This is a genomic window from bacterium (assembly GCA_040757115.1).
Classification (GTDB): domain Bacteria; phylum UBA9089; class CG2-30-40-21; order CG2-30-40-21; family SBAY01; genus JBFLXS01.
This window is the reverse complement of sequence record JBFLYA010000118.1, coordinates 1-12,391: the sequence shown is the minus strand read 5'-3', so window position 1 is coordinate 12,391 and position 12,391 is coordinate 1. Positions and strand designations below refer to the sequence as shown.

At 40.0% G+C, this 12,391-nt stretch carries 14 protein-coding genes and 1 pseudogene; 2 read left to right on the top strand and 13 right to left on the bottom strand.

Annotation, left to right across the window (positions count from 1 at the left end; translation table 11 throughout):
• Positions 1-879 precede the first annotated feature (879 nt).
• The 6 genes from AB1422_11315 to AB1422_11290 all read right to left on the bottom strand — a co-directional run bounded on the left by AB1422_11315 (position 880) and on the right by AB1422_11290 (position 4,372).
• Positions 880-1,428, bottom strand: coding sequence for a GNAT family protein (locus AB1422_11315; GenBank protein MEW6619904.1), 549 nt, complete (start codon positions 1,426-1,428; stop codon positions 880-882).
• 252 nt (positions 1,429-1,680) lie between these two features.
• Positions 1,681-2,103, bottom strand: coding sequence for a type II toxin-antitoxin system VapC family toxin (locus AB1422_11310; GenBank protein MEW6619903.1), 423 nt, complete (start codon positions 2,101-2,103; stop codon positions 1,681-1,683).
• A 4-nt stretch (positions 2,104-2,107) separates the two neighbouring features.
• Positions 2,108-2,323, bottom strand: coding sequence for an antitoxin family protein (locus AB1422_11305; protein ID MEW6619902.1), 216 nt, complete (start codon positions 2,321-2,323; stop codon positions 2,108-2,110).
• Between the two features lie 281 nt (positions 2,324-2,604).
• A complete protein-coding gene (locus AB1422_11300; GenBank protein MEW6619901.1) occupies positions 2,605-2,994 on the bottom strand; it encodes a hypothetical protein in 390 nt (129 codons plus the stop codon).
• A gap of 402 nt (positions 2,995-3,396) precedes the next feature.
• Positions 3,397-3,678 carry a hypothetical protein gene (locus tag AB1422_11295; protein MEW6619900.1) on the bottom strand — a complete coding sequence of 94 codons (282 nt, stop codon included), beginning with the start codon at positions 3,676-3,678 and terminating at the stop codon, positions 3,397-3,399.
• A gap of 187 nt (positions 3,679-3,865) precedes the next feature.
• Positions 3,866-4,372: a hypothetical protein gene (locus AB1422_11290; GenBank protein ID MEW6619899.1), complete on the bottom strand. Its 507-nt coding sequence runs from the start codon at positions 4,370-4,372 to the stop codon at positions 3,866-3,868.
• A 691-nt stretch (positions 4,373-5,063) separates the two neighbouring features.
• On the opposite strand from AB1422_11290, the gene AB1422_11285 reads away from it, so the two are divergent.
• Both AB1422_11285 and AB1422_11280 read left to right on the top strand, forming a co-directional pair.
• Positions 5,064-5,552 (top strand): phage integrase N-terminal SAM-like domain-containing protein, encoded by a 489-nt coding sequence (locus AB1422_11285; protein ID MEW6619898.1) that lies wholly within the window; start codon positions 5,064-5,066, stop codon positions 5,550-5,552.
• Between the two features lie 142 nt (positions 5,553-5,694).
• Positions 5,695-6,063, top strand: a pseudogene (locus AB1422_11280) (tyrosine-type recombinase/integrase).
• A gap of 161 nt (positions 6,064-6,224) precedes the next feature.
• On the opposite strand, the gene AB1422_11275 reads toward AB1422_11280, so the two are convergent.
• The 7 genes from AB1422_11275 to AB1422_11245 form a co-directional block, all read right to left on the bottom strand.
• Entirely contained in the window at positions 6,225-9,140 is a 2,916-nt protein-coding gene (locus AB1422_11275) for an alpha-amylase family glycosyl hydrolase (protein ID MEW6619897.1), read from the bottom strand.
• 303 nt (positions 9,141-9,443) lie between these two features.
• A complete protein-coding gene (locus AB1422_11270) occupies positions 9,444-9,854 on the bottom strand; it encodes a retropepsin-like aspartic protease (GenBank protein MEW6619896.1) in 411 nt (136 codons plus the stop codon).
• Positions 9,844-10,035 carry a DUF5678 domain-containing protein gene (locus AB1422_11265; GenBank protein MEW6619895.1) on the bottom strand — a complete coding sequence of 64 codons (192 nt, stop codon included), beginning with the start codon at positions 10,033-10,035 and terminating at the stop codon, positions 9,844-9,846. The genes AB1422_11270 and AB1422_11265 overlap by 11 nt, the downstream gene beginning before the upstream one ends.
• A 271-nt stretch (positions 10,036-10,306) precedes the next feature.
• Positions 10,307-10,759, bottom strand: coding sequence for a type II toxin-antitoxin system VapC family toxin (locus AB1422_11260; GenBank protein MEW6619894.1), 453 nt, complete (start codon positions 10,757-10,759; stop codon positions 10,307-10,309).
• Positions 10,756-10,968 carry a hypothetical protein gene (locus AB1422_11255; GenBank protein MEW6619893.1) on the bottom strand — a complete coding sequence of 71 codons (213 nt, stop codon included), beginning with the start codon at positions 10,966-10,968 and terminating at the stop codon, positions 10,756-10,758. The genes AB1422_11260 and AB1422_11255 overlap by 4 nt, the downstream gene beginning before the upstream one ends.
• A 375-nt stretch (positions 10,969-11,343) precedes the next feature.
• Positions 11,344-11,739, bottom strand: a complete 396-nt coding sequence (locus AB1422_11250) for a HEPN domain-containing protein (GenBank protein MEW6619892.1) — start codon at positions 11,737-11,739, stop codon at positions 11,344-11,346.
• Positions 11,726-12,085, bottom strand: a complete 360-nt coding sequence (locus AB1422_11245) for a nucleotidyltransferase domain-containing protein (GenBank protein ID MEW6619891.1) — start codon at positions 12,083-12,085, stop codon at positions 11,726-11,728. The genes AB1422_11250 and AB1422_11245 overlap by 14 nt, the downstream gene beginning before the upstream one ends.
• Between the last annotated feature and the right edge of the window lie 306 nt (positions 12,086-12,391).

Below are 12,391 nucleotides of genomic sequence, written 5' to 3'. Positions count from 1 at the left end.
AATTATTGTGCATTCCACATTCACGGTTTGACCCTAAAATATCTCCTTTTTATTTTCTCACACAAAGCCACAAAGAACACAAAGGTTTATTGTTTTATTCAATTCCTTTGTGACTTTGTGTCTCTGTATGATTATTTTTATTAGTCTAACGATAAAGTTCAGGTGCGGCGGGAAGAATTACCACAAAAGTTTGATAGCAAGATAAAACTTTGAGAGACCACAAAACTCTGACCACGGCACAGTCCCCCGCCGTCAACTGCAACGCAGGGTTAGACAAAAGCTCTGATTCGCTGTCTTTTCCTTTTCCTCTGCCTCACCGAATTATTGTGCATTCCACATTCACGGTTGACCCTAAAATATCTCCTTTTTATTTTCTCACACAAAGCCACAAAGAACACAAAGGTTTATTGTTTTATTCAATTCCTTTGTGACTTTGTGTCTCTGTGTGATTATTTTTATTAGCCTAACGATTGAGCTCACCTGCTGCGGGGTGAATTACCACTAACCTTGTAAGCAAGATAAAAGCTTGATAAATCACAAAACTTTGAAAACGGCACAGCCCCCCGCAGTCAGGTGCAGCGAATGGTTAGAAAAAGCTGCACTTCGCCGTCTCTTTCTTTTTGCTTCCTCTATCTTACCTAACTATCACTTTTCAGTAAGCCCTCTTAGACTCCCCCCTGTTGCTTTTAAGGGATAAGCAACTCTTTGCGAAAAGCATCAATCTCGCAGGCCTGGTATAGGCCACTAAGGAGCAAATATTCTCCCTGAAACTTCCAACAGGAATAACTCCTCCTTCTTCTTCTTCTTGTCTGCCCCCGGCCTGTCTAACGATTGAGCTCACCTGCCCGAGCGATAGCCGTGGTCAGGTGCAGCGATTGGTTAGGTGGACATATGCTTGCAAAGTACCACTGTATCAACGTAGTCTCCTGGACCATATTCGGCTCTTTGTTTACCAGACGAAAGAGACAATAATTTAAAACCCGCTCGTTGATATGCGGCAATAGCTCGTTGGTTTCTTGCAGACGGCCTGAGGATAAAGCTTTCAATGCCGTAAGTGGTATGTAGATAATCACATAGCGTTTTCAAAGCATCAGAGCCGTATCCCTTTCCACAATCAGATTCTGAGCGAAGCCAGATGTCTAATTCGGTTTCTCTTCTGTTCTGGTTAATCTGATTATAGCTTACCACACCAACGCCTTCATGTGCAACCGTGATAATGAAGCACCTGCCAGAATATATGGCAGAGTCATCAAAGTAATGTGCTTTGTAATCTGAACAAAACTCTTCCCAGGTTGGAACCGGATGGTCGGGAAAGTCTGGAGGACCCATCATTGATGGCGTCAAGTCAGAGCAAGCTAACCATTTATACACCTGCCGACGATCAGATTCCTTTGCTGCTCGAAGCGAAACCTTAAACCCACTTATCATGTTATCTTCAATCCACTTATCTTCAATCCACCTAACGATAAAGTTCAGGTGCGGCGGGGAGGATTACCATAAAAGTTTGATAGTAAGATAAAGCTTTGAGAGACCACAAAACTCTGACCACGGCACAGTCCCCCGCCGTCAACTGCAACGATTTGTTAGGTAAAAACTATGCTTTGCCATCTTTTTCTTTTCTTATCTCTTTTGTTATCAATAAGTTATGCAAAAAGTAAATTCAATATTCAAGGTTTGACCCTAATTATCCATTAGGAGTGCTTGAAAGCCAGCCTGTTGGAAGTGTTCATCTGTTGTCAGTGCCGCTGTCAACCTTTGCTCCTGCATAATAACAAAAGATATACAATCTGTAATTCCCCATTCCTTATCTGGTCGCTCACGATAAAACTGGAATGCACGCTTATACAATTCTTCCGAAATTGGGATGATTTCAACATTTGGGTCTTGTTCGAGTGAGTCCAATAATTCGACTGCAGCTTTACGATACCGTAACTTAGCTAATGCATTTCCAATTTCCAATATGACAGCTCGCGTTGTAACCAACTTAGTTGCATCCGCTTCCAATTGTTCTGCAATCTGCACGGCTTTTTTGTGTTGCTCATCGTTGGGCGAAGATAGTGCAATAGCATATGCGGTATCAAGAAAAACTTTACTCATTGGCATCACTTTACCTTCCATATAGGTATTCTTCTATCCGTGTTGACCAGTCAGAAGGGCCTTCCAAATTAAGTGATCGAGCAGTACAAAGGAATGAACGCGCTTTTGTTTTCCGTGTAGTGATGGTCTGGATTGTTATGCGGACGCGTATGTTTGGCTGTAAATCTATCGGTCCCTCAGGATGCAATACTTTGCCATCAAATACTGCTTCTAATGTTTTAACCATTTTCTTCCTCCACTTATTAGTATGCCATAAAACTATAAAGCATCATTGCCTAACGATAAAGTTCAGGTGCGGCGGGGAGGATTACCACAAAAGTTTGATAGCAAGATAAAACTTTGAGAGACCACAAAACTCTGACCACGGCACAGTCCCCCGCCGTCAACTGCAACGCAGGGTTAGACAAAAGCTTTGATTCGCTGTCTTTTCCTTTTCCTCTGCCTCACCGAATTATTGTGCATTCCACATTCACGGTTTGACCCTAACGATAAATCTTATTGTTTAATTTATCTGCAATCGATATATTTCACAGGTACAAGACGATGTCCAAGCATATCAACGGCTACTTGTGTTTGTTCCAGAATTATATATCCTAAAAGGGGTTCGTATTCACCATTTTCTGCTTTTTCCATCTCCATAAAGGTTACTTCGTTAAAGACTTTTCGGAATCCTTCTATTTGAATTCCTGCAGGTCCACACGCTTCACCTTTAACTACTTCATTGTTCGCTAACACAAGATCTACAACTTCACTGCTTGCAAATTTCCCCAAGCGTTCTTTCCATGCCATTGGAAGAATTAATCCAGCAGCACCAGTATCAACAAATATACTGCATGTCAAATTCTTCCCCTCATCTTGTGGATTCGATATTTCAACTTGTGCTACAATTCGTCCCATAATTTCTCCCTCCTATATCAAGTTTTATTTGTTGAGTGGCTAACGATAAAGTTCAGGTGCGGCGGGGAGAATTACCACAAAAGTTTGATAGCAAGATAAAACTTTGAGAGACCACAAAACTCTGACCACGGCACAGTCCCCCGCCGTCAACTGCAACGCAGGGTTAGACAAAAGCTTTGATTCGCTGTCTTTTCCTTTTCCTCTGCCTCACCGAATTATTGTGCATTCCACATTCACGGTTTGCCCCTAAAATATCCCCGCAGCCCCCGCCGTCCGCTGCAACAATTTGTTAGGTCAATAAATAGGGGAAATGTCCCCCTATTTCCTCTATTTCCTAATAATCAGGTTCCGACCCTAACTTACTTCCTCCTGAACCAGACAGACATCTGAACCCACGCAACCCTAGCGCCGTGGCTGCAACAACTGCGCTAAAAGTTGCTCCAACCGAGTGACTTGACTACGCAAGGTAACAACCTCCTGCGAAACAGGAGCAACTGCCTGATCTACATGGTCTGAAATGTCAGTGCGTACCGCAATCGGATCAATCTGTACACTCAGAACAGAATTACAAAATGGGCAAAGATATGAAATTCCTTTCCAACCAGGCTGAAAAAGATGATTTACAGTAACGTCTTCAATGTTGACGGTTGTAATAAGATTTTCACATTTCGGACATTTTCCCATGTCTCTTCCTCCTTCTGGTGGTTAGTTCAATCTGGTGCTAACGATCAAGCTCACCTGCTGCGGGGCGGATTACCACCAAACTTTGTAAACAAGATAAAAGCTTGAGATACCACAAAACTCTAATTACGGCACAGCCCCCCGCAGTCAGGTGCAGCGAATGGTTAGATGATCCCGTATGTAGCTTCTTCTATTGTATGGGGATATTGCACTCATCCCTGCCCTCGGTAAAACCATCTTTGGTCACTGTTACGTTCATTCCATATGCCCCCGCGGCTGGGTTCGGAGACCTCCACTGGGTCATGAATACACCACCAGCGTCCGTCTGTCCGACCTCGATAGTGGTTCCGCTTCTGGAGAACCATCCTCCGCCTGCTTCAATACGAACATTTGCGCTACTGACCGGAGAACTCTGCTCTGTGAAGGCCAGAACCGTGATTCCGACCTGTCCGCCAGCGGGAATTGAATGGGGACTGGCAGTACACCGAACCTGAATCTGCCCATCCCGAGTTGGAATGCCATCAGGTTTTTCCTGAATCTGCCCATCCCAAGTTGGAATGCCATCAGGTTTTTCCTGAGATTTTTCCGGAGCGATTATGTCCCACCACCATGGAGCAGTACCGCCAACTAGTAAAGTGACAACGACGGCGACAATGATTTGAGAAAGCACTCCTTTTCTTTCTTCATTTTGAGTCATTGGTTCCTCCATTCTTCGCTTCTTTCGCGATTGTTTAGAGTTTCGGTTCGAAAGCTAACGATAGAGCTCACCTGCTGCGGGGCGGATTACCACCAAACTTTGTAAACAAGATAAAAGCTTAAGATACCACAAAACTCTAATTACGGCACAGCCCCCCGCAGTCAGGTGCAGCGAATGGTTAGAAAAAGCTGCACTTTGCCGTCTCTTTCTTCTTGCTTCCTCTATCTTACCTAACTATCACTTTTCAGTAGACCCTCTTAGCCTCCCCCTGTTGCTTCTGAGGGATAAGCAACTCTTTCCGAAAAGCATCAATCTCGCAGGCCTGGTATAGTCCGCTAAGGAGCAAATATTCTCACCGAAACTTCCAACAGGAATAACTCTCCTCCTTCTCCTTCTTGTCTGTCTGGCATGTCTAACCTTAGATTATACTGCCTATTGGCAGTTTTATATTACTGCATTATAAGTTAGGCTATTTATAGAGTAGCATAAATAGAATATTCTGTCAAGAAAAATTTTAATATCAAAATTAGAAAATACTGAAAAATAACATCCTGATATTATACTGCCTATTAGCGGTTTTTATTTTACTGCATTATAAATTTTTTTCTTGCAATTAGCTGATAAATAGTGTTTTATAGTTAAAATGCATGTAATATTGAAACCGAAAAATGCTGAAAGGAGGTCTAATGAGGTGAATCTTCTTGAGCAGACCAGTGAAGTGATGCGTAAAAAGCACTATTCTATTCGTACTGAGCAAAGTTATATTGAATGGATAAAACGATTTGTTCTCTTCCATAACAAAAAGCATCCAAAATATATGGGAGAAAAGGAAATCTCTCAGTATCTTTCTTACCTGGCAACCAATCAGAAGGTTTCGGCAAGCACCCAAAATCAGGCGCTCAATGCTATCGTCTTTCTTTATAAACATATTCTTCAGATTGAACTGGGAGATTTTGGGCATATCCAGCGAGCTAAGAAGCCTGAAAAGTTACCCACAGTTTTGACAAAAGCAGAAGTTAGTCGTGTTCTGTCAGCTATGTCAGGGACTTATGGCAGTTATTATTCAAAACTTTACTTAGAAATACAAATAATGTCCCAGAGGGACAACATATCGGTAGAAATAAATATCATACAAATAATGTCCCAGAGGGACAATATATCGGTAAATGGCTTTCCATAAATTTTCTACCAATATATCGTTCCTACGGAACTGATTGATTTGTCTATCTATTTCTACCAATATTATGTTCCTAACGGAACGATTATTCTCATACCTTATTTATGGGTATTATCCTATGTAAACTTCCAGTTAATAACCGCTATATGGATTGATGGCAAAACTTATTTACGGCTGTGGACTACGGTTGATGGAATGTATTCGTTTGCGGGTTAAAGATATTGACTTTGAACGAAATCAAGTCATTGTGCGTGAGGGAAAAGGGAGGAAAGACCGTTCAACGATGCTGCCTGAAACATTAAAACCAGCATTGTTAGAACATTTACGCCGAGTTAAGATATTGCACGAAGAGGATCTTCAAAAGGGGTTGGGAGAGGTCTATCTGCCTTTTGCCTTAGAACGGAAATATCCTAATGCCTCTAAGGAATGGGGATGGCAATATGTTTTTCCATCCAGCCGAATATCCAGCGATCCTCGCAGTGGTAAGATACGACGACACCACTGCGATGAAAAAGGTAATGAGTCTTGCGAATTACTAAAATTTCCCATTTTTCATTTCCTATTTTCCATTTATTTTTCCTTTGCGTCTCTGCGATGAATTAGTCTAATCGCCCAGGTGGCTAAATTTCCTATTCCCCCCTATTTCCCCTTTTCCCTTCATTACATCCTGAATGGTTACCGTTTTTCAAGTATAACTACACCATAATCAGGGATATTTAAACTATGATTAGCATTTAAGCAAGCATTATAACCACCATTGGTATGTTCATCTTCAAAGTCAAAGGCATAATATGGCCAGGTAGAGTTATAAATCTCTTTATAGTCGCCATAAGGCAAATTCATCTCACCCAGATAACGATAGCCATGCCAACCTCCAAAGTTCATAACGACAAAATATTTATCTCCACCTCTGGTAAAGGCAATAATTTTATCCTGGTTATAGGTATATTTTATGGTCAAATCTGCCCCATTTTGGATAAAAGGATTATTTTTACGCAAGGCAATCATTGCCTTTGTCCATTCTCGAATCTTAGTTTTGTTTATGTCCTTTTCATAATCATCCAGGTCAAGCACATCATCGTTATCTACCTTAAACTGCTTAGATTCACCACTTTCCTGTCCCATAAACAACATGGGGATCCCTCTGGCCATTAATGTAGCCGTAGCCGCTATTTTGCACATATTGTATCCTTTAAAATCTGCCCCAACGCGAGCGATTCTATCATCTGTATTCCCTACTTCATCATGACTCTCAGAATAATTGACCACATCATTCCACTCATTACAACGCTTATAACCCAGGGTAAACGCCTGTGCCAGGTCATCCATATTATGAACACCACAAAGTGACTTTTTCAGGATATCATGGAAGTCGTCAAACCATTGGGTATCCATTGGACCACCGTAATTAGTCAAGCTGAAATCATTAGGTAATTGTTCCGCAATCAAGATGATATTATTATCCACACCTTTGACAGCTTTTCTTATCTTATGCAAGAAATTCCCGCCACCATCACTGCCTGGTTTCTTTATCAAATCATTCTTAGCCGTAGAATGGATAATTGCATCCGTGCAATCAAATCTGAATCCATCGATGTGGTATTCTTCTCTTAAATATAAGACATTTTGGGTAAAAAATTGCTGGGTTATTTCATTATCGTAATTAATCATTGCCCCCCATTTAGTATCACCATCAAAATAGGTCTCCTGAGCTAAATTCCACAAGGCACAATCCCCTCCAACATGATTAAAGACGACATCCAGGATAACAGCTATCCCATTCTGATGGCAAATATCAACAAATTCTTTTAATTCATCAGGCTTACCATAGGCCGACTCCGGGGCATAGAAGAAAGATGGATTGTATCCCCATGATTTATCCATAGGAAACTCCTGGATAGGTAATAACTCAATGACGGTAATCCCCAGGTCTTTCAGGTAATTGTTTTTGGCATTTTCCTTTATTTCTTCAATCAATTGAGAATATGTCCGCTGATTCCCATTACGATTAGTAAATCTTCGGATATGACATTGATAGATGATTAGATATTCAAAACCAGGTGTTCGCCACTGACTATCATTCCATTTATAATTATCAGAAACAAGAATCTGGGAACAGGCTGAATATGACGAATTCTCAACCCAACTTGCCGCTGGATCCTGAGAATACCAATCATCATTGAGTAAATATTTGTATTTCTGCCCATGCCTTATCTTATTAGCCGGAATTGATACCCACCAGTAGCGTTTATCCTCGGTAAGTCTCAGATCATAGGCATTTTTCTCCCAGTCTGTAAACTCACCAATGACTCTTACCCGACCAGCATGAGGGGCATGTAGGACAAATCGGTAGAACCCGTTCTCTTTATATACCCCGGGTCTTTTTATCCAGAAGTCAGGATTTTGGAACAAGTTATAAGGAGGCGGTGAGTTAAGTATAGAAAGATTATTTTCAATAACCCAGACCGCTTTACTTTTCTCTAAGACAACACTTCTTTCACTGCTTCTCTCCCAATTATCTCCTTTATGAAACATCATTCTGTAGGGTAGTCCTGAATAGACCTTCAATTTATAAACAAGCCGACCGTTAGTCGATACATAACGAGGAGCAATATCCTCTTTAATCGCATTCCCAGCCCAGATATGCATCCTCGTCGAATCATCCAATAGACTCTTAGGTTCTCTTTGCATAGAGACCGTAAGTATCTTGTTTTTTAATGGCTTTTGGTTAAATAACTGGGTGACGCCATCAAATGCCCAGATATAGCTGTTATCTTTTTCTGGGGTAAATGTCTTTATACAACTTTCCATCTCCCAGTTCCCATTCTCATAAAACATAAAATTATACGGTAAACCGGTATATAGCGACACCGTATAGATAAACCCAAATTTATCTTTAGATCTGGATGGAATATCTTTAATAAAATCATCCTGCTGCCAGATATGCATTATTGGGGATAGTTTTTTAGTTTTAAATTTTACCTTGATGTTGAGCATCTCAGGTTTTTTACTAATGACCAGATTAGTTTCACTTTTTGTCCAAACCTCATTCCCATAAACACATAACCATAACTTATTAGCCCTGTCAGGTTCCCATAAATCATCTTTGTGAAATTTAAAACATATAGAAGTCCGTTCTTTATCCGTCTTTAATGGGACTTCCCAATATGGACCAAAATCATCATTGCCTGATTTTTCAATATCACCTATTTTGTTGCCAGCCAAGGACCAAATATATAATTTACTATTGACATATTTATTAGCTGTTCTCAGGTGAATTTTGAGGGTGGTTATATCTAATTTTATCTGGTCTTCATAGAATACCCCATTACTTCCAGCAAATGTCCAGATATTATTGGGGCTATCGATTTTTAGGAGACGATTGTCGCTATTTGGTTCATACACTTCTCCATCTTTGAACTTAAAATGGAGATTATCATGGAAACCAATAAGATCAAAATCAAAATAAGGTCCAAAGGAATCATTTCCATCCGGCTTCTGTTTTATGGGTTTCATCTTATCTGCCCAAACATATAATTCTGGCTGAGAATAGGCATACTCATTGTTATAATGAATTCTAATTTTAGGCATATAAATCATTCCTCCTTATGTCGTGTTATTCAATGCTTGTATTATATGCTAACGATAAAGTTCAGGTGCGGCGGGGAGAATTACCACAAAAGTTTGATAGCAAGATAAAACTTTGAGAGACCACAAAACTCTGACCACGGCACAGTCCCCCGCCGTCAACTGCAACGCAGGGTTAGACAAAAGCTTTGATTCGCTGTCTTTTCCTTTTCCTCTGCCTCACCGAATTATTGTGCATTCCACATTCACGGTTTGACCCTAACTAATAATTGACCCTAACTAATAATATCTTTCTCCACAGTAGGGCTAATCAGTAGGAATATGTGTAAGAATTAGTTTCTTCTGTTCATTATCAAAGGTGATATTAAAATGAGAGAAAATATCCATCCGTCCCAGTAAATAAGGAGTATTTTCCTTCTCTGAGAAGAGGCATTTAATAGTTAGGTTATGACTTCCGATTTTAACTGTTATCGGACTAAGATAAACTTTTACACCATCTCCTTCAATACCATAAGAACGATCAATAGGACACTGCTCTAAATCAATGCCTAAGTCTTCCGCTGATGAGGAAGGCATCATTGTACAGTCAGCACCTGTATCGAGGAGAAATCTGTAAGGAGCATAGCCAGATTTTTCCAATATCAGGATATCTATTTTAGGGTCAGGGATAACTCCTAAATGTGTTCTTTTTTCTCTAAGCGGGAATTCAATAGACACAGATAGCTCCTTTCGGTTCGATATATTCATAGATGACATCTTTTCTCTTTAATTTTTTTTCGGTTATTTTATAGGTTAACTCTTTCTGAGTTTTTGCTACAGCAACTATCTGGTCATTCATAGTGGCAATAAAATTACCACCGTATTTTCTCTGAAGTTGAATATAATCTTTTCTTCGCATGGTATAATTCACCTCTTCTGAAAATGTTTGATGCTAACGATAAAGTTCAGGTGCGGCGGGGAGGATTACCACAAAAGTTTGATAGCAAGATAAAACTTTGAGAGACCACAAAACTCTGACCACGGCACAGTCCCCCGCCGTCCGCTGCAACGATTTGTTAGGTAAAAGACTTGCTCCGCCGTCTTTTTCTTCTTTTCTTAATCTTCGGTTTTTTGTAAATTCTATCTTCGAGGTTTGAACCTAATCTATCCTCCTCTTGGTATTCAACTTGTTATTGTCTCTGATCTTCAAGAGGATTTATAAAACTGTATCCCATTTGGTGAACTGCTTTACAGAGAGTTTCGTCTGCTGCTACAAATACCCAGTCTTTTTCAGCAATCAGATTAAATGTTCCGAGGTGTAGTGCGTCAAGTGTTCTAAGTCCTTGTGACTTTCCATGTTGTTTGATTAAAGATTCAGTTTCTTTAATTATCGCATGTCCTACAGGCTCTACATTGAAAGTGCTTAACTGTTCTTCAAAACCCGAAATGGCATTATTCAAATTCTCCTCATCTATTTCTTTATTCCTAAATCTTCTTGTTACCGCAGAGAGAAATTCAACTCCGGCAATTTCGGAAATCCATATCTCATTGTCTTCCGAAACTATTAATTCCGTAACTCTCTGAGAGCCTTCTTCTTTATGAAAGAATTTAACAAGTGCGGAACTATCAATGAACAGTTTCAAATTTTATCCTCTCTTTCCATAAGTATGTCATTGCTTAACGACCCGTCGCATTTACTTAATGCCTCTCTCACTTTGATATAGGCTTTTGAATGATTTGGAAGTTTCTTCTTTGTTTTGATTTTTAACGAAAGCATTATCTCATAAATCGTGATAATTTCTAACGGTGTCATTGCCTTCAATTCCTTCATGGCTTTTTCTTTTATCTTCATTTATACATACTCCTTTTAAATTATATTTGCCTTTAATCAGCAAACCTTATAACATCGCACAGCCGAAATATCTTAAAACTCAAGTGTCTAACGATAAAGTTCAGGTGCGGCGGGGAGAATTACCACAAAAGTTTGATAGCAAGATAAAACTTTGAGAGACCACAAAACTCTGACCACGGCACAGTCCCCCGCCGTCAACTGCAACGCAGGGTTAGACAAAAACTCTGATTCGCTGTCTTTTCCTTTTCCTCTGCCTCACCGAATTATTGTGCATTCCACATTCACGGTTTGACCCTAATATCTTTCCCGGTTTCAAAACTTTTAATCACGGCACAATCCCCCGCCGTCCGCTGCAACGATTCGTTAGGCAAATTATCACTCCTGAGAGATTATTGTATTCACCCAGTTGCGTAATTCGATAAGCAAGGTGAATATTTCTTTAAAATCAATAGGTTCTTTATCCTCTTCATAATAAAGGTCATAACGAAACTTAACAGCAAAAGGAGTCAAAAAACGTACCTCTTCCAATCTCTCTGGTAAAACGATACCTTGCTTTTTGCTTAAGTCTATCAAGTCAGCCAATCGATGAGTAAATGGAAATTCGATCCCTTGATAGGCCAAAACCGCTTTAAGCATTTTCTCAGCCGCTTGTTGAGCATGAAAGCCTAAAATCTCATCAGGAATCTCCTTGTCTTGCCGCCACTTCTCGATAACAATCATATCTTGATTTGCTTTACTCAGAAACCGTTCTGCAAGTTTACGATTTTTCATAGCATAATCGTCCTTCAGTTTTGGCTTTATGAATGACAGTACCTGGTACATTGGACCATTCGTTAAAAGTAGCTTCGCTTACAGGTATAATGTCTACAGGAATACACATTGAACGAATTGCATCATGGAGATAAACCATTTCCTTTCGTTGGCTTTTTATCGTTTGTTCAACGACCAAAAGGTCTAAATCAGATTGCTCTCGAGCATCACCACGTGCATAAGAGCCAAATAGATATATCTTTTGTGGATTTGCTACTTCTATCAATCGTTCTATTGCTTTTTTAATTATTTTTTCAGAAATCATAGATACTCTCCAAAGTTGTTTTTGCCTAACGATTGAGCTCACCTGCTGCGGGGAGGATTACCACAAAAGTTTGATAGCAAGATAAAACTTTGAGAGACCACAAAACTCTGACCACGGCACAGTCCCCCGCCGTCAACTGCAACGCAGGGTTAGACAAAAGCTTTGATTCGCTGTCTTTTCCTTTTCCTCTGCCTCACCGAATTATTGTGCATTCCACATTTACGGTTTGACCCTAAAATATCTCCTTTTTATTTTCTCACACAAAGCCACAAAGAACACAAAGGTTTATTGTTTTATTCAATTCCTTTGTGACTTTGTGTCTCTGTGTGATTATTTTTATTAGTCTAA

Excerpts from the sequence above, each read along its gene's own strand:
- AB1422_11315 (MEW6619904.1), bottom strand. The coding sequence starts at position 1,428 with ATGATAAGTGGGTTTAAGGTTTCGCTTCGAGCAGCAAAGGAATCTGAT.
- AB1422_11310 (MEW6619903.1), bottom strand. The coding sequence starts at position 2,103 with ATGCCAATGAGTAAAGTTTTTCTTGATACCGCATATGCTATTGCACTA.
- AB1422_11305 (MEW6619902.1), bottom strand. The coding sequence starts at position 2,323 with ATGGTTAAAACATTAGAAGCAGTATTTGATGGCAAAGTATTGCATCCT.
- AB1422_11300 (MEW6619901.1), bottom strand. The coding sequence starts at position 2,994 with ATGGGACGAATTGTAGCACAAGTTGAAATATCGAATCCACAAGATGAG.
- AB1422_11295 (MEW6619900.1), bottom strand. The coding sequence starts at position 3,678 with ATGGGAAAATGTCCGAAATGTGAAAATCTTATTACAACCGTCAACATT.
- AB1422_11290 (MEW6619899.1), bottom strand. The coding sequence starts at position 4,372 with ATGACTCAAAATGAAGAAAGAAAAGGAGTGCTTTCTCAAATCATTGTC.
- AB1422_11275 (MEW6619897.1), bottom strand. The coding sequence starts at position 9,140 with ATGCCTAAAATTAGAATTCATTATAACAATGAGTATGCCTATTCTCAG.
- AB1422_11265 (MEW6619895.1), bottom strand. The coding sequence starts at position 10,035 with ATGCGAAGAAAAGATTATATTCAACTTCAGAGAAAATACGGTGGTAAT.
- AB1422_11255 (MEW6619893.1), bottom strand. The coding sequence starts at position 10,968 with ATGAAGATAAAAGAAAAAGCCATGAAGGAATTGAAGGCAATGACACCG.
- AB1422_11250 (MEW6619892.1), bottom strand. The coding sequence starts at position 11,739 with ATGAAAAATCGTAAACTTGCAGAACGGTTTCTGAGTAAAGCAAATCAA.